General features: G+C 65.3%; 18 protein-coding genes and 2 pseudogenes. 14 read left to right on the top strand and 6 right to left on the bottom strand.

Annotation, left to right across the window (positions count from 1 at the left end; all coding sequences use genetic code 11):
- Nucleotides 1-144: 144 nt before the first annotated feature.
- Nucleotides 145-615, bottom strand: a pseudogene (locus FOZ70_RS02970) (tyrosine-type recombinase/integrase); the annotation flags it as partial.
- A gap of 118 nt (nt 616-733) precedes the next feature.
- On the opposite strand from FOZ70_RS02970, the gene FOZ70_RS02965 reads away from it, so the two are divergent.
- The 14 genes and pseudogenes from FOZ70_RS02965 (at nt 734) to FOZ70_RS02900 (ending at nt 16,247) form a co-directional block, all read left to right on the top strand.
- Nucleotides 734-1,111, top strand: coding sequence for a hypothetical protein (locus tag FOZ70_RS02965; protein ID WP_244113270.1), 378 nt, complete (start codon nt 734-736; stop codon nt 1,109-1,111).
- An 809-nt stretch (nt 1,112-1,920) separates the two neighbouring features.
- Entirely contained in the window at nt 1,921-2,583 is a 663-nt protein-coding gene (locus FOZ70_RS02960; protein ID WP_124467374.1) for a hypothetical protein, read from the top strand.
- A 22-nt stretch (nt 2,584-2,605) separates the two neighbouring features.
- Nucleotides 2,606-5,392 (top strand): type VI secretion system Vgr family protein, encoded by a 2,787-nt coding sequence (locus FOZ70_RS02955; protein WP_346656381.1) that lies wholly within the window; start codon nt 2,606-2,608, stop codon nt 5,390-5,392.
- Nucleotides 5,393-5,413: 21 nt separating this feature from the next.
- Entirely contained in the window at nt 5,414-7,642 is a 2,229-nt protein-coding gene (locus FOZ70_RS02950) for a hypothetical protein (RefSeq protein WP_111999260.1), read from the top strand.
- Entirely contained in the window at nt 7,639-9,138 is a 1,500-nt protein-coding gene (locus FOZ70_RS02945; protein ID WP_060128573.1) for a hypothetical protein, read from the top strand. Before FOZ70_RS02950 ends, FOZ70_RS02945 begins: the two co-directional genes overlap by 4 nt.
- A gap of 78 nt (nt 9,139-9,216) precedes the next feature.
- A complete protein-coding gene (locus FOZ70_RS02940; RefSeq protein WP_060155113.1) occupies nt 9,217-9,465 on the top strand; it encodes a hypothetical protein in 249 nt (82 codons plus the stop codon).
- A gap of 105 nt (nt 9,466-9,570) precedes the next feature.
- Nucleotides 9,571-9,828: a PAAR domain-containing protein gene (locus FOZ70_RS02935; protein ID WP_048022903.1), complete on the top strand. Its 258-nt coding sequence runs from the start codon at nt 9,571-9,573 to the stop codon at nt 9,826-9,828.
- Between the two features lie 373 nt (nt 9,829-10,201).
- Nucleotides 10,202-10,408, top strand: a pseudogene (locus FOZ70_RS02930) (helix-turn-helix domain-containing protein); the annotation flags it as partial.
- A 348-nt stretch (nt 10,409-10,756) separates the two neighbouring features.
- Nucleotides 10,757-11,896: an acyl-CoA dehydrogenase family protein gene (locus FOZ70_RS02925; RefSeq protein WP_059495916.1), complete on the top strand. Its 1,140-nt coding sequence runs from the start codon at nt 10,757-10,759 to the stop codon at nt 11,894-11,896.
- A 47-nt stretch (nt 11,897-11,943) separates the two neighbouring features.
- Nucleotides 11,944-12,846 (top strand): CoA ester lyase, encoded by a 903-nt coding sequence (locus FOZ70_RS02920; RefSeq protein WP_219704915.1) that lies wholly within the window; start codon nt 11,944-11,946, stop codon nt 12,844-12,846.
- Between the two features lie 7 nt (nt 12,847-12,853).
- Nucleotides 12,854-13,507, top strand: a complete 654-nt coding sequence (locus FOZ70_RS02915; RefSeq protein ID WP_021160967.1) for a pyridoxal 5'-phosphate synthase — start codon at nt 12,854-12,856, stop codon at nt 13,505-13,507.
- A gap of 47 nt (nt 13,508-13,554) precedes the next feature.
- Nucleotides 13,555-14,763, top strand: coding sequence for a cystathionine beta-lyase (gene metC / locus FOZ70_RS02910; protein ID WP_219704914.1), 1,209 nt, complete (start codon nt 13,555-13,557; stop codon nt 14,761-14,763).
- A complete protein-coding gene (locus FOZ70_RS02905; RefSeq protein WP_021160969.1) occupies nt 14,757-15,401 on the top strand; it encodes a glutathione S-transferase in 645 nt (214 codons plus the stop codon). Before metC ends, FOZ70_RS02905 begins: the two co-directional genes overlap by 7 nt.
- A gap of 63 nt (nt 15,402-15,464) precedes the next feature.
- Nucleotides 15,465-16,247 carry a glutamine amidotransferase gene (locus tag FOZ70_RS02900; protein ID WP_063800523.1) on the top strand — a complete coding sequence of 261 codons (783 nt, stop codon included), beginning with the start codon at nt 15,465-15,467 and terminating at the stop codon, nt 16,245-16,247.
- Here the strand turns inward: FOZ70_RS02900 and FOZ70_RS02895 are convergent.
- From FOZ70_RS02895 to FOZ70_RS02875, 5 genes are all read right to left on the bottom strand, one after another.
- A complete protein-coding gene (locus FOZ70_RS02895) occupies nt 16,170-16,904 on the bottom strand; it encodes an autoinducer binding domain-containing protein (protein WP_081057231.1) in 735 nt (244 codons plus the stop codon). The genes FOZ70_RS02900 and FOZ70_RS02895 overlap by 78 nt on opposite strands.
- A gap of 86 nt (nt 16,905-16,990) precedes the next feature.
- Entirely contained in the window at nt 16,991-17,485 is a 495-nt protein-coding gene (locus FOZ70_RS02890) for a hypothetical protein (RefSeq protein WP_226233348.1), read from the bottom strand.
- Nucleotides 17,482-19,020 carry a DHA2 family efflux MFS transporter permease subunit gene (locus tag FOZ70_RS02885; RefSeq protein WP_059700335.1) on the bottom strand — a complete coding sequence of 513 codons (1,539 nt, stop codon included), beginning with the start codon at nt 19,018-19,020 and terminating at the stop codon, nt 17,482-17,484. The genes FOZ70_RS02890 and FOZ70_RS02885 overlap by 4 nt, the downstream gene beginning before the upstream one ends.
- Complete coding sequence (locus tag FOZ70_RS02880; protein ID WP_240922285.1) at nt 19,017-20,387, bottom strand: HlyD family efflux transporter periplasmic adaptor subunit; 1,371 nt, start codon at nt 20,385-20,387, stop codon at nt 19,017-19,019. Before FOZ70_RS02880 ends, FOZ70_RS02885 begins: the two co-directional genes overlap by 4 nt.
- 9 nt (nt 20,388-20,396) lie before the next feature.
- Nucleotides 20,397-21,845: an efflux transporter outer membrane subunit gene (locus tag FOZ70_RS02875; RefSeq protein ID WP_226129736.1), complete on the bottom strand. Its 1,449-nt coding sequence runs from the start codon at nt 21,843-21,845 to the stop codon at nt 20,397-20,399.
- Between the last annotated feature and the right edge of the window lie 143 nt (nt 21,846-21,988).

Genomic DNA, 21,988 nt, shown 5'->3' with positions numbered 1-21,988 from the left:
CGGCATCAGATGAGCGAGGGAACGGCGTGGTACTTGAGGGTCGGCCGGGACTCGTGAAATTTTCGCAAAAAGCATCTCAACTTGATGATTTAACAGGGAAATTCTGAATCGTTGTCCGTCTGCTGACGTCCATCTGACGACAGACTATCCTTCCTTGCGGACCCCGAACGCATGATCAAACTGCCGAGCCCGCTGCACGTCGTCGCTGTGCAGATAGGTCGACGTCGTCGAGATCGACGCGTGGCGCAGGTTGTCGCGCACCATGATCAGCTCAGCGCCGCGCCCGAGCGCGTGCGATGCGTGGGTGTGCCGCATCCAGTGTGGGCTCGCGCGCCGCAGCTTCTCAGCGGTCGCCGGTCGTTCGCTCTGGATCTCGTCGGCTGCCAGCACGAAGAACCGGCGCAGCACGCGCCAGAGCCGTCTGGGTTCGATGCCCGCGCTCTCCGCCTCGAGACTCGCGACGAGCGGCGTCGCCGGGTTCCAGCGTGTCGGCGTGACCGGCAGCCCGCGCTGCACGAGATGCTGATCCAGCGCGGTCCGAGCGAGCGACGGCAGTGCCACCTTGCCGCCCTTGCCGAGCACGTGCAGCCAGTGATCGCCGTGCTCGTCCCGCCGACCGCAGCGGAGCTGGTCGGCCTACGTATGCGTCATCGCCGCACCCAGGCGGCCGTCGCCGAGCGGTCGGGCGTTCCCCCCCCGGCAGGTGCAGCGCTGGGAGGCCGGCGAAGGCACGATGCCGGTCGCGTCCTGGCAACTGCTGTGCCGTGAGTGGGGGACGCGCTTCCGGGAAGATTTCGCGACGGCGCCGGGCCCGATGACCCGCGGCTGGGACACGCTGCGCGATACCGCACGCGACACCATCGAGCGCGGCGACGTCGTGCACTTGCAGGCGATCGCCGGGCCGCTGATCGTGGCGACCGTGTGTGCCGATCGCGTCCACGACGGCCTGGTCGACGAGCACGCGTATGGCGCGATCGTGACGGGGCTGGGCGCCGCGTATCCCGCTGGTGAGCCCGCAAGCTTTACTCTCGGCGAGCGCGTGAGCTTCGCGCGGGACAACGTGATCCACCTCGAGCAGTGCGCAGTGCGCACCGCGCGCGGGCGTGGTTGACCGGAGCGTGAAATCGTGCACAAAACCCAGAGCTACACGCAGCTGACGACCTACACCAAGCAGACGATGCGGAAGCATTTGCGAAGACGATGCTCGATGCGGCCTAAAGAATGAGGCGCGCGAAAACCGTCGCCGAATTTCACGAACCTGATTCCCGATAAGGAAAACGATGACGAAATCGGATGACGAACAACGGATCCTCGAGCAGCAGGTTCGCGAGTGGACCACGGAACTGAAGCGATCCGTACCCGCCGGCGCTGTTCTCGGTGTCGGACGTGGAAACGGGACGAAGCATCGGAAGGATCATGGAAGGGTCGATCGACGCGCGCGCACCGTGGCGATTGAGAAGGTCGACCGAGCCACACCTGAGCAATGGGAGGCGTTTTGCTCTGCAGAGCGATCGGCGAATCCATGCGGGCGTCTGCGTGCTGCAGGTGCTTGATCCATGTCGAACCACCTCGGCAGGAGGCGCTGCCCCAGCGCACTTCCGTCCGAATTGGATTCACTAGGCCGCGTGCGGTTGAACGGCCCGCCGATATCCATATATCAAATTAATATATTTAATTGATCTATTATTTACACGAACCGCAACAATCGACCCACCGCAATGGCTCGCCCCCTGAATTTCCGGAGAAAATCAATGGAAATTGTAAGCTTCGCGTTCTCGCGCCGGCCATGAGGGCACCGTAACAAAGCTTGACGATCTGATTCGCGCAGTCCGTCTAGAATGGCTTTGCTAAATCTGCATATGGTCTAATAGCCGAATCTCGAACGTTTTGGAAAGCGCCGGGAAACTTGCGTTCGACACCATGAGGACGCTGGATTACGAGCACCCGGTTTATGTCCTGATGACGCCTGCACCGATGGATGTCCTGTCCGTATTGGGCGATCGGTCGGATTTTGGTCCAGCGGTTGGCTGTTTCCTGTCGCCATTCGATGCGCTATTGGAAATGGTGTTCCTGCTGCGACACGATGCAAAGGCAGTCGAAGGCGTCTTGCTGTCGAGTCACCTGCCACGGCGCGTCCTCTATTCAGGCAGGTTGCGACAGCGGCCGCTAACCGTGCATCTCGCGTGGCTTGCCCACGAGAACCGGCTCATCGTGCATCACGATGGCCATCTCTTCAGGGTTGCTCGAGACCAGGCTGCACGATGGCGCCAGCACCATACGGCGGTGGCAATTGAAGCAGCGACGTGGTCGACGCTCGATCGACTGCACCAGTCCGCAGGCCTCTTTGCCTGGCAAGAGACGTTGCAGATCGCACGACGATGGCTGGCGTCGCCGGCCGTTGAGGAGGCGTCGCTCCGGCGGGCCGTCGCGGCGCTCGACGCTGTCGACGTGATCGCTGTACCTCCCGGCGATGCCAAGCAGTTGGCGTTGTACAACCCGGAAACCGGGTGCTGGCACTTCGTGCCGCGAGACGGGACCGTCTGGCAAAAAATCGACGGTCACGTTGTGGCTGGCCAGAGATGAACACAAAACTGAGAGGGCCGAAGTGAGCATCAGCGACACACTTAGTAGCTTCGCGTTGGGGGCCGTCGACTGGAACCGACGTCCGGTCGCTTTGAATTTCGGGCGGCTGCAAGGGACGTTGGGGCGCTTGCTTGCGCTTCAGCACGCAAACGTTCACGAAGGGCTGATGACCGGCATCCACGGCCATCTCACGTGCGTATCGACACGACACGACCTACCACCCAAGTTGTTTATCGGCGTGCCTGTTTCATTGCGACTGGTAACCGACCGTGGCCAGCTGCAGACGATCAACGCGATCGTTCAGAACGTACAAATCGGACAAAGCGATGGCGAGCTGTGCGTTTACCAACTGACGATTTGTGATGCTTTGTCCCTGATGGACAAACGGACGAACTCGCGCGTCTTCCGCAAGCAGAGCGTTGTCGACGTCCTCTCGGTGATGTTCAACGAATGGCGGCAGCGTAGTCCGGCGCTCGCGCGCGCCTTCGAATTCGACCTGTCATTCCTGAATCGCGATCGCTATCCTGCTCGAGAATTGACGCGCCAGGTGAACGAGTCGGACGCAGCGTTTGTGCGGCGCTTGTTGCGTCGCGAAGGGATTTCGATCTTCGTCAAGGCAGGGCCCGCCAAGGGCGGATCCACCTCCGAAGACGAAACCCCCGTGCACACCTTGGTCTGTTGCGACAATCCCGATTCGTTGCAGGAAGGACCGGCGGGAACGGTGCGTCTACACCCACGCGACGCTGGAACCGAAGAGCGCGATACGGTTACGCTGTTCGCGCTGCACGCGCGCCTGGTGCCGGGCGCAGCGAGTCGACCATCATGGGACTACAAGAAGGCGCGTATTGACGAGTCGACCGTGGCAGGCGAAGTCGACCAGGGCGATGCCGGTAACGATCTGGCGACGCTCCTGACCGACGTGGCGATCGATGTCCCGCACGTAGGCGACTCGTGGGACGACCACGATCGCCTTACGCGCTCGCGTATGCTGGCGCACCAATTCGAAGCTGAACAGTACGACGGCGCAAGCGGGATCCGCGATCTCGCCGTCGGCACCTGGATCACGCTGACGGGTGACCCCGACCTGGACATGCAGTCGGCCGACAAGCGGCAGTTCGTCGTCACGTCGATTCGTCACGACGTCTCGAACAACCTCCCGGAGGGGCTGACCGAACGCGTGCAGCAGCTCTTTGCTGCGAGCAAGAACCTCGTATCGCCTTCGCCGGCCCAACTGGCCCCGTCGTCCGCTGAATCGGATACGCGCTACGAAAACACTTTTACGTGCGTGCGCCGCGGCGTCCCGATCACGCCGGCATACGATCCCAGGATTGACCTGCCACCCGTTCATTTGCTGACCGGGGTCATCGTTACGCGCGACGGTGATGAGGTTGTGACCGACGAGCTCGGGCGGGTCTACGTGCGGATCCAAGGACTGGATCCTGCCGATCACTCCCATGCACAAGGGGCCGGCACGAACGATAACGCCGGCGACAGCGCGCCGATCCGGGTGGCGTCGAGCCTCGCGGGCACGCAGTTCGGTGCGTCCTTTCTGCCACGCATCGGCATGGAGGTCCTGCTCGGCGCGATTGGGGGCGATCCCGACCGGTTGGTGATCATCGCTGTCCTCGGCAATGGGGCGAACCCGCCGGCGGCGTTTACGCACACCGGTTCGCTGCCTGGCAACCGATACGTGTCGGGTATCAAGACGAAGGAAATCAAGGGGCAGCGCTACAACCAGTTGCGGCTCGACGACACGCCGGGAGAAATTTCCAGCCAACTTGCGAGCGAGCACGCGCACTCCCAACTGAATTTGGGTTTCCTCACGCAACCGCGCCAGAACGGGCAAGGACAGGGACGCGGCGAGGGTGCGGAGCTGCGCACCGATGCGGCCGCAGCGCTGCGCGCCGCGCAAGGGATCTTGCTAACAACATACGCCCGCTCGCAGGCAAGCGGCGGGCAGCTTGATCGTGACGAGCTGCTGCAGCTGCTCGGCGAGTGCACCGAGTTGTTCAAGTCGCTGGGCGACTATGCCGGTGAACATGGAGGGCAAGCGACAGACACAGCCGGCCAGCAGGCTGTCGCCGCCGCGTTCAAGAGCTGGACACCCGCTGGTGGACCATCTAACACCGGAGCTGGGGCGGGCACCGGAAGCGGCTCACAGGCGCTGATGGCTTTCGGCGCGCAGGCCGGATCGGTTGCGATCACCCCGAAAACCCACGTGACGTACGCGGGCGAAAACATCGACCAGGTCGCGCAGCAACACGTCCAGGTGACGAGCGGCCAGCGCATCAATCTGCACGGCGGCCATGGCGTCGCGATGTTCGCGCACAGCGAGGGCGTGTCGGCGATTGCGAACCAGGGCAAGGTCACGCTACAGAGCCAGAACGACGACACGGAGATCGATTCCGCAAAGAACATTCAGTTGACGGCCGCCGACGGGAAGATCACTGGTATGGCAAACGATCAGGTGGTCTTCACGACTTCCGGCGGCGCCTACCTGAAACTTCACGGCAGCGACATCGAACTTGGGTGCCCGGGAAAGTTCACCGTGAAGTCCGCCGGCCATTCATGGCAAGGGCCGGCGAGCATGAGTACGGATATGCCGAAATTCGACAAAGAACCGCTTGGGGCTATACCGAAACTCGTACGAGCGTCGGATGGCCAGCCAATCGAGGGGTTCGTGGGGGAAGTCCATAAGGCATCGGGCGGGATACTCAGCGGGCAGACGGACAGTAGCGGCAAGCTGACTCCAATCGAACACGACCAGTTCGAACAGGTAGTCGTGAAGTTCTTCAGAAAAGACGCGTAAGCATCCGGGAGATAACATAGTATGTCTAACAAATCTACGAGCCCGGCCGCCACCAAGGTTGGCACGTTGCTGCCCGGCAAGAAGAAGGAAATTGTTGCTGTCAATCCAATGCCGTTACCAGGCGTCGTAATTTTCGTTCACGGCGTCAACTCCGAGGGCGAGTGGTTCGGCCCGGCCGAAGAGGGTCTCTGCAAGGGATTGAACCGGCGACTTGGGCGGCTCGACGATCAGATGAAGTTCAAAGGACCAGAAGGTGGACAACTCACCCCAGCCAAGTACGTCAAGTTCCTGACGAACGACGGCTTCATCAACCCGAAGATGACGCCGCAAACCTACTTGCAGCCCGACCCGTCGTGGTCGCCGGTCATCCATTTCCGTTGGGGACACAAGGCGAACAAAGAAGAACTGCAGGAGTTTGGCGGCAACATTTTCCTGAACGAACAAAACTACTGGGGGGGAGGCCCGTTTGCAAATGGGTGTACAACTCTTCCGGATTTGTGGAACGTCGGGGTGAACGATCGACTATTCCTGTGGCTACAGGTTCAGGATTTGAACCCCGTTGATGCACGCATGGTGTACTCGACGCCAAACCGGCAATACGGAGTCATGGCTGCGCTGCGTCTCGCGAAACTGATCGAGTCGATCAGGAAAAAGCAAGCAGACTGTCCGATCACCGTCGTTTGTCATAGTCAAGGGAACATAGTCGGGCTCACAGCCGCGTTTCTCGGCGACCAATTGCCGGAGGTAAAAGATGGCCAGGGGAAATCTGGCCGTTGTGTTGCCGACGCCTATGTATTGGCAAACGCGCCGTACAGCCTGGTCGACAGCAACTTGCCCGATAACTGGACTCAACGCGGCGCAAAGGATGCAGAGGGTCGACGCGGCCGCGAGACATGGGAAGCGCGGGTCCGCACGCTGTCAAACTTCTTCGACATCATCCGGGCACGGTTCAGCCTAGAACCGACGCCAGAAGATATCGATCCGGTAATGTCCAATATGTGCACGTCGTCAACAGGCAAACCCTATAAGGCAGCGGACGATCGCCAGGCGCACGGCCTTCAGGTATGGGGAAAGACCTCCATGGGGCCGACAGGTTACGGAAACACGTATCGCACATTTGGCCGCGTCACGCTCTACTGCTGCCCGCATGATCAAGTCATCTCGGCGACAACGGTCCAGGGGATCGGCTGGCGTGGCTTGAGCGAGTACGAGATAGAAGTTACGGGCGGTGCTGATTGCTTCACGCAGCGAGTCTTCGCTTCGGGCTACCTGGTGGGCCAGAAGCCCGGGCAGTTTTACGATTACACGAAGAATGACTGGCGCTACAAGAAAGGAAAGACGAAAGGGTTCTGGTATCCCCCATCTCCCGAGGCACGATTCTCGCTCATCAAGTCGTTAAAGAACCGAACGACTCTTCACGACATGTGGGGAATCTGGAAGATGCAAAGCATCGGAACGGCCGTAAACATATTCCGGCCGGCGGTCAATGCGACGCCATCAGAATGGTGGGCAATCCCGATCGACGCGCCCAAGCTGGATCACCCGTTCACCCCAGTAGCAATGAAGTTTGGCAGTCCGATCGCACCCGTCCATGACGGCCCCGCAGCAACGAGCCAATTTAATGAGGGTAATGACCCGGTTGCGGCCGCACGCGACAGAAACAAGGCTTCTGCTAACAAAAAGCCGGGAGACGCGATCGACAACTACAAGGGCGCGGCACCGATTGGGAATGAGGATAGCGAAGCAGATATGCGGTACGAATTGCATGCGGTCGTGCGACAGACCGTCCGCCAACGTGAGCAAGGAAATGGCTCGCTCATTGACGCGGCTGGAAATGTGACCTCTGAGCAACCGGGCTTCAATGCTGACGGCAAGGCAAGGGAGTATTCGACGTCCACTGTGACAACCTATCTCGGTGCGACGGAGAAGAACAATCCAACGAACCATTCGACGATCATGACGAACGCGATGCACGCGGAGCATGCTCTCGCCTACGATGTCGCAATCGGTGTGTGCAAACTGACACCCGAAGATTGGAAGGAATTGCGCATTGAAGCTGACTGGCGCTTCGGTGAAGGCATGGACAAATCGAATCCTCACCGGAAGTACGCGTCGTACTTCTCGAAAGGGAAGATGAGTGGTCTGTTTCTATCAGACTGGGTTAAGGCCGATGCAGATGCACATATGCCGAAGAAAATCCAGGACGAACGAGATGGTGGGTGGTTCCTCAGTGCGACGCACGCCCTATGAGTACCGCTCTCTCGACTTGGCCGCGACGTGTAGGCGTCGCTATCGCGATTCTCGTCTTGTCGGTCGCAGTAGCTGCGACGTGGACGTATCATGCTCAGCAGGCTGCGCCGCAGCCGCTTTCGGTTGAGGAATGGATGAAACGATTGATTGTGTTGCCGCTTCTTGTTGTGGTTGCCGTGCTGGCGCTCTGGGCGGGAATTCGGAAATCCGGCGGTGAAAAGGCCGCTTTGGCCATGACTGGGGCAGCTGCCAGCGTTGCGATGGCAGCACCTGCACCCAATCAGCCGTTCAGGGCTCAAGTCGTGGGCCTGGCGTGGCTCAATCCGTTAGAACGACGTGACTATCCGACCGAATGGCAATTGCTTTGGACGATGGGCCTCGTTGGGCCAAATGAGCACGACGACATGGTGAAGGAGGATCCGAAGAGCTTCACGACTGTTCAACCGGTCGCGGGTGTTGCGTATGGAAACGATGGACGCGAGACGTTTGACGGATTCTACGAAAAATATGTCGACAAGCTTCTCAGCTTGTTTGCTGAGATTTATGTGATGAGCCCGGCGTACTTTTACAACGTGCATTCGAAGGACCGAAAGGGCTGGCGAGAACTCGCAGGTACGCATATCGAGTTTGCAATCCCCGAGAAGCGACTCGATCCGGAAGAGTCACGTAAATATCTCGTCGACCAGTTTGTCGACTATTACGAGATCGGGAATAAGTCCGCACCGAGTCTGTGGAACAGTGACACTCCGCCAGATGTCCACATAACGCCAGGTGGTCCAAATGCGGGCTTCACTTCGCTGAATCGTGCGCTCGAGTACCTGCAAGCGCACCCCGATAAAAGCGTATGGGTGATGAACTGGGACGCGCCGAGCTTCCCGCCGAAGGACAACCAGATGAACGAGAACATGGTCCTGCTCGTTCTGACGGGGCCGGACTTTGCGACAGGGCGAGAGCCGCTCGCCTGGATTGGGCGAGCCGCAGTCGGCAACGTGAACGACTTCGAAAAGAAGTCCGGGACGACCCGCGCAGTCCAGGCTTGGAAATCGACCATTGAACAAGCTGCCCACAATGCTGGGGTGGCGACGGCTGATCTTCATTACGTGGTCCACGACGCCGGCAAGGGCAGTGACGCCGCATCCGCTCGCCTGGGTACGTTGTCCCAGACGTTGACCGAAGTGCTGCCGGAATACGACTACAAGAAACAGACGTTCAACACGCCAGCGCTCCTCGGCGAGATGGGCGCAGGTTCCGCGTTGACGGACGTCGCACTGGCGATCGGTCGTGCAAACCATATCGGCGGCAATACGCTCGTGGCAGGCACGACAGACCTCGAACACCCGACGGCGGTCGTCGTGGTTCCGCCGGCGAAGCTGAATCCCGTCGATCCAAAGAAACCGTGGTTCCGCGCGGCCGGAGAGGGTAGTGCCTATCTGCCTTGGTGGGGGAAGCGCCACGATGTCGATTACAGTCGATCCGGGCAAGGGTACAGCTTCTGAGCACGCGAATGATGCGATAGATCGGGTGCGGCGCCCGGTCGATTCGCGCGTCGTACGCATTCGTTGTGGAGAATTTTTATGGAATCGGGAGCGTATAGACTCTCTCGCCATCAGCAGCTCATGGGGTGGGGCGTTGGGCTGGTTGCAGCTGGGATTTGTCTTTGCGTCGCCTTATTTGTTCTTCTGATCATTGGCGCATTCGACCAGTGGCATATTCAAAGCGATGCACAGTTGTCGTTTGTCTTCTCGGTGCCCGTTTTAATGGTGTTCGTCGGACTTGCCCTGTTCGTCGTGGGCGTGGTCAACGCGTTCAGAGCGCGTAGATGAACCGATATGGCCACCGCGCGTGGATTGTCCTAACAATGGAAGTGCGATGTGATTGCGCGGCGGGATCGGATCTACGACGAAGGCGAACCTGGAACAGAGGCTTTCATGCGCGGTGTAATTCGGGTTGGAGACGTACACAGTCACGGCGGGCGCGTTGAGTCCGGTGCTGCGAACAGCGAGGTGATGGGTCGGCCGGTCGCACGAATCGGTGACCGCTGCACCTGCCCGATCCACGGCGAGTGTGTGATTGTGGAAGGCGATTCCGATTTCAACGTGGAGGGTAGCTTCGCGTCGTTCGACGGTCACAAGACGTCATGCGGCGCGGTGCTGATCACGTCGCTTCCGACGTCCGGGCGGGCCTAGCTTCTCGCACGAGCGCGCACGCGCCTCGACGCCTGCAGGCGATCGCTGCGGTCGTGGCATGGAGGTGAGCTCATGCATCAGATACAGCATGTTCGTCGCGAGGTCGTGGGCCAAGCCGCCGACAACAATGAACCAATCGGAATGCATGAGTGCCTCTGTAGGTCGAACGCACGCTCAGGCGGTGGCCGCCGGCGCCGGCCTTACGCTGCGCTTAGTGTCCAAAGTATTATTCTGGACTACATTTTACATAATCATAGTTATCGGTGATTTTTGTGTAGGTCCCAAGTTCAGATGTCGCGTTTCCGCTAAATAAAAATGTCGTGTTTTGACCTCGGTATGCTGGCCGGTTCTTTGCGGGACTACGGAGCCGGCCATGTATCCAGGTGCACTGGTGACACTGAACATGCGAGAACTCGACCGTCTGAAGGTAATCCGGGCCGTGGTGGACACGGGCTTGAAGCCTGACCGCGCGGCCGAGCGACTCAAGCTGACGACACGGCAGATTCGCCGGCTGGTCGCCCGGCTGCGGAAGCATGGCGCGGCGGGTCTGGTATCGGGACACCGAGCGAAGCCCGGCAATAAGTGAGCAATACCAACGGGATCGAGTCGAGCGCTTCCCACGGATCCGGCGCTTCTTCGCGAGAAGATGATGACCGACCGCCAGAACGAGTCGCTCCGTGAACAGCTGCTCCGATTCGATATCGTCCCGCGACGCGGGATGAAATGCGATGCCGGGATCCAACCAGCAACCGAGACGCGTGCACTCGCACACACCCTGCGAAGATCCACGCCCGCCTGTCCCTGCCGCGACACCCCACCCGGCAACTACCACTACTGCCAGTACCTCCGCTGTCCGTGCCCCCTTACTCTTGTCGGCATCGCTGGCGCGCCGTCCGAGGCCGCGCCGCTTCGACCGGAGACACGACAGATGCCATTTGACTGGACGCAGGAACAGCATGCGACGCTCGCGCGCTTTCGCGACATCGGCACGGAGATCGCCGCGGCGGAACGCGACGCTCGCGCGCCTGCCGGATTCGATGCAGCCGGCTGGACCCGGCTCGGCCAGGAAGGACTGTGGGACATGATCGTGCCGGAGACCTATGGCGGCGACGGTCACGGCTGGTGGCACTTTTCCGCGGCACTGGAAGGGCTTGCATCGACGATCCGCCGCCCGGCGCTGCTGCTGTCGGTGATCGCGCAGGCCGGCATGGTGCGCGCGCTCGAACGCTACGGCACGGCAACCCAGCAGGACCGCTATTTCGGCGCGATCCTGCGCGGCGAACTGAGCGCGACGGCGATCGCCGAACCGGGCACCGGCACCGACGTGCGCAGCATTGCGACAAAGCTGGTCGAGCACGGCGACGGCTACCGGCTGACCGGCAGCAAATTCAACATCGCGCATGCGCCGCTCGCGCGCTTCATTCTCGTCGTCACGCGTGTCGAAACGCTCGGCCGACGCAATACGGCGCTCGTGATCGTCGACCGCGACCAGCCAGGCATGACCGTCGCGGCGCCCGACAGCAAGCTCGGCCTCGACGACCTGCCCACCGGAGCGCTGCATTTCGACGACTGCCCGATCGCGCGTGGCCAGCTGCTGGGCGAACCGGGCGCCGGGCTCGGCAACCTGATCGACATCATTTCGCTCGGCCGCCTCTACTACGGCCTCGTCGCCGCGCAGGTGACGGCGCCGTACCTGCGCGACGCGATCGCCTATTGCCGCGACCGGCGCAGCTTCGACAGCACGATCGACGCGCACCAGTATGTGCAGCGCCGCCTGGTCGACCTGCAGATCGGCATCGAGCGCGGCACGTGGCTGGCGCGCGGCGCGCTCGCGCAATTGCTGACGGATCACCCGCAAGCGCTGATGACCTGCTCGATCGCGAAGCTGGTCGGTGCGCAGGATCTCGTCGACGGCGCGCTCGGCCTCGTGCGGCTGTACGGCAGCCTCGGCTACCAGGCCGGGCCGGTGGCCGCATTCGCGTCGGACGCGCTGGGTTTCATGAGCGTCGGCGGAACCGAGGAAATGCATCGCAAGAACATCTTCAACCAGATGATGCGCGCCGGCTGACCGCCCGCCATCGACATGCGTACGACGCACCCTACAGGAATCCAAGCATGACAACGACCCACCGACGCCCTTCCCGCCTGCGCCGCTCCTGGCTGTTCCTCGCCGGCGCCGATCACGATGCGCTCGTCGACGGCGCCGCGAGCGGCGCGGACGTATTGATCCAGGAACTCGAGACCTTTACGCCGCCGGACCGGCGTCCGGCCGCGCGCGAACTCAGCGAGCGCGTGCTCGCGGGCTGGCGCGATGCCGGCATCCTCGCGTCCGTGCGCGTGAACCCGCTCGACGCGGGCGGCATCGACGACCTGCGCGCGGCGATGCGCGGCCGGCCGGACATCGTGATGATGTCGTACGTCGCGACGCCCGAGCAGGTCGTCGCGCTCGACGAAGCCGTCACGCGCTTCGAGCGCGAATACGATATCGCGCCCGGCTCGACGGAACTGGTGCCGAACATCGAGTCGACGCTCGGGCTCGTGAACACGATGGCGATCGCGCGTTCGAGCCCGCGCGTGTCCGCCGTGCTCGTCGCGACCGAGGACATGGTGGCCGACATGGGGGCCGAGCGCACCCGCGCGGGCCGCGAGCTCGACTATGTGCGTTCGCGCTTTCGCGTCGAATGCGCAGCCGTCGGCGTCACCGCGATCGACTGCCCGTACAGCTATGCCGACAACGAAGGCGCGGAGCTCGACATGCGCGTGTCGCGCGGCCTCGGATACCAGGCCAAGGCGATCGTCAACGCACAGTTCGTGCCGGTCGTCAATCGCGTGCTGACGCCGACGGTCGATGAAGTCGCCCTCGCCCGCCGCGTGATCGACGCGTTCGACACCGCCCGGCGCGCGTCCGGCGGCCGCCGCGTGGCCGCGGCCGTCGTCGACGGTTTCCTCGCGGAAGTCCCCGACTATCTCGCCGCGCATCGGCTGATCGCCCGCGCGACGCAATTCGGCATTGCCTGAGCCCGCCATGGATACGATCGCCACGCGCCTGAAGGCGCTGAAAACCCTCGCGCATGCGGCGCCGCATGTTCCGGCCGAGAACTGGCCCGACACGCCGCAAGCGCAATTCGAACGCTGGCTCGACGAGGCCGTTGTCGCAGGCGCCGTCGAACCGCAGGTGATGACGCTGTCGACGGTCCGCCCGGACGGGCGGCCCGACGCTCGCTCCGTCGTACTGCTTAACGTCGACGCACGCGGCTGGCATTTCGCGGCGAGCACGCGCAGCCCCAAGGGGCGCCAGATCGAAAACCGGCCGTTCGCCGCGCTGACGTTCTATTGGCCGGCGATCGCGAGCCAGGTCCGCCTGAGCGGCCCGGTCGAGCGGCTGCCGGCCGCCGAAGGCCGCGCCGATTTCGCGGGCCGCCCGGAGCGGTCGCGCGCGAGCATCCTGGCCGGCCGGCAAAGCGAACGGCTCGACGATCCCGCCGACCTGACGCGCGCGATCGACGCGCAGCTCGCGCGGCTGGCCGCCGACCCCGCACTCGTGTCGGAGGACTGGCACCTGTACACGCTCGCGCCGGACGAAGCCGAATTCTGGCGTGCCGACAGCGCACGCCGCTTCGCGCGGCAGGCGTACCGTCGTGACGGTCAGCGCTGGGAACGGTGTGCGCTATGGCCTTGAAGTCCGCCGCCCCTCCGTCGCGACCGGACGGCACCCGGCACGACGGCATGAACGACCGGATACACGACCGGATGCACGAAGACACGCGCCTCATGCACGCGGGCCGCGACAGCGCGGCCTGGCACGGCTTCGTCAATCCGCCCGTCTACCATGCGTCGACCGTGCTCAGCCCGACGGTGTCCGATCTGCTGAACCGCACGCAGCCGTATATCTACGGCCGCCGCGGCACGCCGACGACCGACGCGCTCGAGCGCGCGGTGACGAGCCTCGAAGGCGGTGCCGGTGCGGTGCTGTGTCCGTCGGGTTTGTCCGCGTGCACGCTGGCGCTGCTGTCGTGCCTGAAGCCCGGCGATCACCTGCTGATGACCGCATCGGTCTACGGCCCGGTACGCCATGCGTGCGAAGGCGTGCTTGCGCGGCTCGGCGTCGAGACGACCTGGTACGACGGCAGCACGCCCGTCGCCGCCGCATTCCGTGTGAATACGCGCGCGCTGTATGTCGAAGTGCCGGGCTCCTATACGTTCGACATGCACGATATCCCGGCCCTCGTCCGGCTCGCGCACGCACACGGCGCGCTGGTCGTCGCGGACAACAGCTGGGCCACGCCGCTCTTCTTCCAGCCGCATGCGTTCGGCATCGACCTGTCGATCCAGGCCGGCACCAAGTACCTGGTCGGGCATTCCGATGCGATGCTCGGCACCGTGTCGGCCACCGAACGCGCGTGGCCCGCGTTGAAGCAACTGCATGGCGATCTCGGGCTGTGCGCAGGCCCCGACGACGTCTATCTCGCGCTGCGCGGGTTGCGCACGCTCGGCGTGCGGCTGCGGCAGCACCAGCGCAATGCGCTGGCGGTCGCGAGCTGGCTCGCGACGCGCCCCGAAGTGCAGCGCGTCCTGTATCCGGCCCTCCCCGGCGACGACGGACATGCGCTGTGGCGTCGCGATTTTCGCGGCGCATCGGGGCTGTTCTCGGTCGTGCTGCAGCCGGCGCCGCCGCACGCGGTCGAAGCGTTTCTCGACCACCTCGCGCTGTTCGGGCTCGGTTATTCGTGGGGCGGCTACGAGAGCCTCGCGCTGCCGTTCGAACTGGACGCGCACGGCCTTGCCGCGCGCTGGCCGGCCGGCAGCCGCGGCGTGCGCGTGCATGTCGGGCTCGAGGACCCGGACGACCTGATCGCCGATCTCGCGGCCGGTCTCGATCGTTATGCGGCGTGCGCGCGGCAGGCCGCCGCCTGCGAGGATGCCGCGCGATGCTGACCGTCTGGGGCCGCCGCACGTCGTTCAACGTGCAGAAGGTGTTGTGGCTCATCGGCGAGCTGGGCGTGCCGTACCGGCACATCGCGGCAGGCGGTGAACACGGTTCGCTGCAGACGCCCGCGTTCGCGGCGCTGAATCCGACCTGCCGGATTCCGGTGATCGACTGGGATGGCGACGTCGTGTGGGAGTCGCACACGATCCTGCGCTATCTCGCCGCGCGGGTGCCGAACAATCCGTTCTGGTGCCGCGACGCGTTCGCCCGTTCGCGCGCCGAGCGCTGGATGGACTGGTCGCAGACCGCGCTCGAACCGGACGTGATGACCGGGCTGTTCTGGGCGCTCGTGCGAACGCCGCCGGAGCGGCGCGACGATGCGCTCGTGCGCGACAAGGCCGCGCGCAGCGCGACGCATTTCCAGCTGCTCGACCGGCTGCTGTCGACCCAGCCCTTCCTGGGCGGCGCGACGCCGGGCCTGGCCGACATTCCGGCCGGCGCGACGCTGTTCCGCTATTTCTCGCTCGACGTCGAGCGGCCGCCGTTGCCGCACGTCGAGGCCTGGTACGCCCGCCTGAGCCGACGCCCCGCCTATCGCGAACAGGTCATGGTGTCGTTCGACGCGTTGCGCGGCCAGCCGGGCTGACGCTCCGCGTGACGGCTCACACGGCCTCGCGGTCTCACGAACTCACGACCCTCTCGACACGACATGACGCACTCCGCCCTTCGTCCGATCCTGATCGTCCTGCACCGCGAACAGTCGAGCCCCGGCCGGATCGGCCGGCTGCTTGCCGCCCGCGGCCATCCGCTCGACATTCGCCGCCCGCCTCTCGGCGATCCGCTGCCGGCCACGCTGGCCGACCATGCGGGCGCGGTGGTGTTCGGCGGCCCGATGAGCGCCAACGACGGCGATCGCTGGATTCAGGATGAAATCGACTGGATCGGCGTGCCGCTGCGCGAGGCGGCGCCCTTTCTCGGTGTCTGCCTGGGGGCACAGATGATGATCCGCCACCTGGGCGGCCGCGTGGTCGCCCATCGTGACGGGCGCGCGGAAATCGGCTACTGGCCGATCGCCGCGACGCCCGCCGGCCGGCGTCTCGGGTCGTGGCCGTCGCACGTCTACCAGTGGCATCGCGAGGGCTTCGAACGCGTCGCCGGGCTCGAGATCCTCGCGACCGGCGAGCATTTCGAGAACCAGGCCGTGCGCTACGGGCCGCGCGCATACGGCGTGCAGTTTCATCCGGAAGTGAGCTATCCGATGATGCGGCGCTGGAGTACGGCCGCCGCGCACAAGCTGTCGGCGCCCGGTGCGCAGGATCTCGCGACGCAGGCACGCGAAGGCCGGCGGCACGACCGCGCGACGGCCGCGTGGCTCAGCGCGTTTCTCGACCGCTGGCTCGACGACGCGCCCGCATCAGGTCGGCACGGTCACGTCGGAGATGCTGATCAGCCCCCACTCGACCGCGCGCAGCACGGCTTCGTGCCGACGTGACACGTTGAACTTGCGGCGGATGTTCATGAAGTGGAAATTGATGCACGACTCGGTCACGTTCAGGATGTGGCCGATTTCCCACGACGTCTTGCCGGCCGCGTGCCAGCGCAGGCATTCGACTTCCCGCCGGCTGAGCCGCGGCACGCTGTCGGGCGGTGCATGGCAGCGCGTGCCGGCGATCGCTTCGCACGCGACGTCGCGCAGCAGCGTCAGCGCCGCGAGATGGCGGTCGCAGTGCTCGCGCGTCGCGGCGAGCTCGTCGGTGCTCGCACACAACAGCATGCCGACCTCCCCCTTCGCGCCGCGCACCGGCAGCACGACGCCGCTGCGCATGCCGTATGCGGCCGCCGCTTCGTAACACGGACGCTGCTCCGGCAGCGCGAACAATGCGTCGTCCCAGACGAGCGGCAGTGCCGAACGGAAGCAATGCCGCAGCATCGGGTCGACGCGGTCGAACTGGCGCTGCCGGTACAGCGCCGTCCAGCCGGGCACGCCGCTGCTCCATTTGCGCGCGAGATCGAACGACGCGCCGCTGAACGGCAACACGATCAGCACGACCTTGTCGAACCCCATTCCGGCGGCCGCGTCGGTCATTCTCTGCCATGACGCGTCCGTGTCGCCGGGTACCAACCATTTCAGACAATCCAGTCCATTCATACAAGCCACCCCGTTCGTTTAGTTGGAATCTGCAGCCAGGCGGACTTGCGCAACCGGTTCGAGACGTTGCGCGTGAACGGGCCGCGCTAGACCGCCTCGGCCAGACGTCGCCGGCCTGCCTGCCTCGCGTCGTCGAGCGACGCCGTCACGTCGAACGGAATGCCGAACGCCTTTTCGATGCCGGATGCGTTCGCGATGGCCGCCTCACGCTCGGCCGGGTCCGGTTCGATCGTGATGAGCGCACGGCAGACCGCGGCGAGCGCGGCGCGGTTCTGCTTGAGCCACATGCCGCGTTCCTTGCGGTCGTCGTGCGCTTCATCCGGGCGGGCCGGCGGAAAGATCATGACAAACGGCTCGCCGTGCCGCATCAGCGCATGCATGTCGTCGAGCCAGCGCTGTGCGTAGCCGGCGGATGCGATCGCATCGTTGCGCACGACGACGAACGGAAATTCCGCGACGTCGAACACGGCGAGCGTCGCCAGGTCGGGGGGCATGGCACCAGCGTGGTGGGTGGGCATCGGGTCAACCTCCATCGAATTGAACAGCATGGGTCGGAACGGGCCGCGCGGCGCCCGCTTCATCGTTTCGCGGCGGCACCGGGGCCGAACGGCGGACGGGCGAGCCAGACCACCGCGATCACGGCGAGATACACGCAGCCGAGCGCGAATGAAACGTCGTTGAACGAGATCTGGTACGCCTGCGCATCGACCAGGTTGCCCAGCAGCGTCGCCGCGCGCTGCGGATCGCCGCCGCCGAGCCGCGCGACTTCGGCGCGCACGGCCGGGTCGAACGCGCTCACGTGCTCGCTGAGCTGCGCGTGGTGCAGGATCGCCCGCCGGTCCCACAGGAACGACGTGATCGACACCGCGAAGCTCGCGCCGAGCGTGCGCAGGAACGTCGACAGGCCGGAGCCGGCGGCGATCTCGTCCGGCTTCAGGTCGGACAGCAGGATGCTGTTGATCGGCATGATGAACAGTGCGAGGCCGAGGCCTTGCAGCAGCTGGATCAGCGCGATGTGCGTGAAGTCGATGTCGGGCACGAAACCCGCGCGCAGGAACGACGACGTGCCGAGGATCGCGAACGCGCAGCACACGAGCACGCGCATGTTGAAGCGCGGCGCGTACTTGCCCATGAACGGCGTCATCAGCACCGGGATCACGCCCATCGGCGCGACGGCGAGCCCGGCCCAGAACGCGGTGTAGCCGAGCGTGCGCTGCAGCCACTGCGGCACGATCACGTTGACCGCGAAGAACGCCGAATACGCGAGCACGAGCGTCAGCGTGCCGGCCGCGAAGTTGCGATGCGCGAAGAGCCGCAGGTTCACGATCGGGTTCGGCTCGTTGAGCTCCCAGATCAGGAACAGCGCGATGCCGAACGCGGCGACCACCGACATCACGACGATGAACGTCGAGTTGAACCAGTCGGCTTCGTTGCCCTTGTCGAGCACGATCTGCAGCGCGCCGACGCCGACGATCAGCGCGGCGAGGCCCACATAGTCGACGCGCGCGGCAACGGTCGTCTCGACGCGCGCGCGCATCTGCGCGAACACGCACATCGCGGCGAACACGCCGATCGGCAGGTTGATCAGGAACGCCCAGCGCCACGAGTAATGCTCGGTGACCCAGCCGCCGAACACGGGCCCCGCGATCGGCGCGACGACCGTGACCATCGCGATCATCGACAGCGCGAAACCGCGTCGCTGCGGCGGGTAGATCGACAGCATCAGCGCCTGCGTGGTCGGGATCATCGGCCCGGCCACCAGGCCCTGCAGCGCGCGGAACGCAACGAGCTGCGGCAGGTTTTGCGCGAGGCCGCACAGGAGCGACGCGAACGTGAACGCGAGCGTCGCCCACACGAACAGCCGCACCTGCCCGACGCGCTTGACGAGAAACCCGGTCAGCGGCAGCGCGATCGCATTGCTGACCGAGAACGTCGTGACGACCCACGCGCTCTGCGTCGTGCTCACGCCGAAGTTGCCGGCGATCGTCGGCAGCGACACGTTGGCGACGGTGCCGTCCAGCACCTGCATGAACACCGCGAGCGCGAGGCCGAAGGTCGTGAGCCCGACGCTCGACGGTCGAAAGCCGCTGTCGGCGGCCGCCATCGGGCCGCTCATCGCACCGTCTCCGCGCGCGCTGCCGACGGCAGGTTCGCATGGATGACGTCGGCGATCAGGCTGTCGGCGCGTGCCAGCTCGTCGCGGTACACGTCGGTGCGGAAGACCGGCGCGCGCTGCTCGCGACGCGACAGCATCGCGCCGCTGCGGTCGTGCTGGTCGACGCGTGCGTGCATCGACAGGCCGATGCGCAGCGGATGCGCGTCGAGCTGGGCCGGCTCCGTCAGCTCGATGCGCACCGGCAGCCGTTGCACGATCTTGATCCAGTTGCCGGTCGCGTTCTGCGCCGGCAGCAGCGAAAACGCGCTGCCGGTGCCGACGCCGAGGCTTTGCACGCGGCCGGTATAACGCACCGCGTCGCCGTACAGGTCGGCGGTCAGTTCGACCGGCTGCCCGATGCGCATGTGTTCGAGCTGCTTCTCGGTGAAGTTCGCATCGACCCACAGCTCGCGCAGCGGCACCACCGCCAGCAGCGGCACGCCGGGCGACACGCGCTGCCCGACCTGCACCGTGCGCTTCGCGACATAACCGGTGACGGGCGTGACGACGTCGGTGCGTGCATGCGCGAGGTACGCGGCGCGCAGCCGTTCGGCCGCGGCCTGCACGTCGGGGTGCGATGCGACCGCGGTGTCGTCGATCAGCGCCTTGCTCGTCTGGTGCTGCTCGCTCAACGTGGCGAGCGCGCTTTGCGCGGCCGCGTACGCGCTTTGCGCGGAGGTCAGCGTGTCACGTGCATGCGCGAGTTCCTCGCGTGAAATCGCGCCGGAGCGGCCGAGATCCTCACGGCGGCTGTAGTCGGCCTTCGCCTTGTCGAGCGCGGTGCGTCGCGAGTCGAGTTCGGCGCGTGCGCCGTCGATGCTGCTCGCCAGCCCGCGTTCGTTGCTGTACAGGCCGCGCACCTTGCGCACCGTTGCCGCGAGATCGGCTTGCGCGGTCGCGAGCGCGATCTGCGCGTCGCTCGGGTCGAGGCGTACGAGCGGCGTGCCGGCGCGGACGAGGTTGCCGTCGTCCGCGTCGATCGACACGACGGTGCCCGTCACCTGCGGCGTCAGCTCGACGACGTTGCCTTGCGCGTACGCGTTGTCGGTGGATTCGTACCAGCGTCCGACGATCACGTACCAGATGCCCCAGCCGAGGATGCCCAGCGCGAACACGGCGACGAGCGCGCGCACCAGATGCTTGCGCCGTGCCGGCGGTGCGGGCGGCGTCGCGGGTGCGGCACCGCCGGGTGCCGGTGGCGTGCGCGCGTCCGGCCCGCCCGGCGCGCGGGGGGCGCCGGTGTGGTCGGCCGCCGGCTGCTGGCGGGCGCTGGCGGAATCGGCGGCGGCCGGCCGCGCGGGAGTCTGCAGGGAGTTGTCGCTGCTCATGGTTCGATATCAAGGACGTTGGGAAGGAGTGGCGGCGAGCGCGACGTCGTCCGGCTCGGCGCGAAAGCCGCCGCCGAGCGCGGCGACGAGCTGCAGCGACTGGTCCGCGCGCTGCGCGCGCAGCGCGGCGACCTCGCGGCTCGCGACCAGCAGTTGCTGGCGCACGACGAGCGCGTCGAGGTAGCTGCCGACGCCGGCCCGGTAGCGCGCGTCCGCGAGCCGCCACGCATCGGTGGCCGAGTCGAACGCACGCTGCTGCGCATCGGTCTGCACGGCGAGCGAATCCAGCCGGTGCAGATCGTCGGCCACCTCGCCGATCGCCCCGATCAGCGTCTTGTTGTAACCGGCGACCGCGAGGTCGTATTGCGCGTCACGCCTGCGCAGCACGCCGCGCCGCTCGCCGCCGTCGAAGATCGGCAGGCTCACGGCCGGGCTGGCGTTGTAGGTGCGCGATGCCGCCTGGAACAGCGATGCGCCCCCGCGCGTCGCGAGCCCGATCAGCGCGGTGAGACTGACGTTGGGCAGGAAATCCGCACGGGCGGCCGCGACGTTGCGGCTGGCCGCCTCGACCCGCCAGCGCGCGGCGACGAGGTCGGCGCGCCGGCCGAGCAGCGCGGCCGGGAGGTCGGCCGGCACCGCGAGCGCGGCGGTCGGCAGCGGCGCGGGCCGCACGAGCGCAAGGCCGCGGTCGGGGCCGGCGCCGAGCAGGATCGCGAGCGCGATGCGCGCACTGTCGATCGCCTGGGCCGTGCGTGCCTGCTCGCGCGTCGCGGCCGCGACTTCGCTTTCCGCCTGGCGCTGTTGCGCGACGTTGTCGATGCCCTTGGTGACACGCTGGCGCGTGAGCGTGAGCGCTTCGTCGGCGCGCGCGTATTCGGCCCGCGCGACGTCCTGCTGATCGAACGCATACGCGAGATTCACGTAGGCGCGCGCAACGTTGACCGACAGCAGCACGCGTGCGGCCTGCGCATCGATCTGCGCGGCGCGCGCTTCGCCGAGCGCGGCTTCCCACGCGGCACGACGGCCGCCCCACAGATCGAGATCCCAGCTCAGGCCGAGATTGACCTCGCGTGTGTGGCTGAAGAAGCCGCCGCCCTCGCCCGACGAAAACTGGGTACCGGACAGCCGCTCGGCCTTTGCGCTCGCGCGGCCGTCGAGATGCGGCAGCCGCGCGGCCCGCGCTTCGATCACCAGCGCCTGCGCTTCGCGTGCGCGCGCATCGGCGGTCGCGAGATCGGGGTTGCCGGCGAGCGCCTCGTCGATCAGCGCGCTCAGTTGCGCGTCGTTCAGCGCGCGCCACCAGTCGGCGGCCGGCCAGTCGGCGGCGGGCACATGCGCGAGGCTGCGCGATGCGGCGAGCGTATCGGCGCCGCGCAGCGTGCCTGCGGGTGCGAGCCCGTCGCGGCTCGCGCACGCGCCGAGCACGACGAGCGCGGCGGCGGCGGCGATTCGCGACATGACGCGCAGTGCGCCGGCATCGCGTGCCCAGGGAGCAAGTGCTGCATGCATCGCATTCCTCTGCTTCGTATCGGTTTGAACACGACACGCATTGTTGGACGCCCCAGGGCAAAGCTGATAATGTTGTTTAGACAAAAAATAAT

This window comes from Burkholderia sp. COPS (genome assembly GCF_019425585.1).
GTDB classification, from domain to species: Bacteria; Pseudomonadota; Gammaproteobacteria; order Burkholderiales; family Burkholderiaceae; genus Burkholderia; species Burkholderia cepacia.
This window is presented reverse-complemented; position numbering and strand designations above follow the sequence as displayed.

Bases quoted from the DNA above. Each gene is read 5' to 3' on its own strand.
- FOZ70_RS02945 (WP_060128573.1), top strand. From the start codon at position 7,639: ATGAGTACCGCTCTCTCGACTTGGCCGCGACGTGTAGGCGTCGCTATC.
- FOZ70_RS02950 (WP_111999260.1), top strand. From the start codon at position 5,414: ATGTCTAACAAATCTACGAGCCCGGCCGCCACCAAGGTTGGCACGTTG.
- FOZ70_RS02895 (WP_081057231.1), bottom strand. From the start codon at position 16,904: ATGAATGGACTGGATTGTCTGAAATGGTTGGTACCCGGCGACACGGAC.
- FOZ70_RS02880 (WP_240922285.1), bottom strand. From the start codon at position 20,387: ATGAGCAGCGACAACTCCCTGCAGACTCCCGCGCGGCCGGCCGCCGCC.
- FOZ70_RS02965 (WP_244113270.1), top strand. From the start codon at position 734: ATGCCGGTCGCGTCCTGGCAACTGCTGTGCCGTGAGTGGGGGACGCGC.
- FOZ70_RS02935 (WP_048022903.1), top strand. From the start codon at position 9,571: ATGCGCGGTGTAATTCGGGTTGGAGACGTACACAGTCACGGCGGGCGC.
- FOZ70_RS02920 (WP_219704915.1), top strand. From the start codon at position 11,944: ATGACAACGACCCACCGACGCCCTTCCCGCCTGCGCCGCTCCTGGCTG.
- FOZ70_RS02905 (WP_021160969.1), top strand. From the start codon at position 14,757: ATGCTGACCGTCTGGGGCCGCCGCACGTCGTTCAACGTGCAGAAGGTG.
- FOZ70_RS02940 (WP_060155113.1), top strand. From the start codon at position 9,217: ATGGAATCGGGAGCGTATAGACTCTCTCGCCATCAGCAGCTCATGGGG.
- FOZ70_RS02875 (WP_226129736.1), bottom strand. From the start codon at position 21,845: ATGTCGCGAATCGCCGCCGCCGCCGCGCTCGTCGTGCTCGGCGCGTGC.
- FOZ70_RS02890 (WP_226233348.1), bottom strand. From the start codon at position 17,485: ATGAAGCGGGCGCCGCGCGGCCCGTTCCGACCCATGCTGTTCAATTCG.
- FOZ70_RS02915 (WP_021160967.1), top strand. From the start codon at position 12,854: ATGGATACGATCGCCACGCGCCTGAAGGCGCTGAAAACCCTCGCGCAT.
- FOZ70_RS02900 (WP_063800523.1), top strand. From the start codon at position 15,465: ATGACGCACTCCGCCCTTCGTCCGATCCTGATCGTCCTGCACCGCGAA.
- FOZ70_RS02960 (WP_124467374.1), top strand. From the start codon at position 1,921: ATGAGGACGCTGGATTACGAGCACCCGGTTTATGTCCTGATGACGCCT.
- FOZ70_RS02925 (WP_059495916.1), top strand. From the start codon at position 10,757: ATGCCATTTGACTGGACGCAGGAACAGCATGCGACGCTCGCGCGCTTT.
- metC (WP_219704914.1), top strand. From the start codon at position 13,555: ATGAACGACCGGATACACGACCGGATGCACGAAGACACGCGCCTCATG.
- FOZ70_RS02885 (WP_059700335.1), bottom strand. From the start codon at position 19,020: ATGAGCGGCCCGATGGCGGCCGCCGACAGCGGCTTTCGACCGTCGAGC.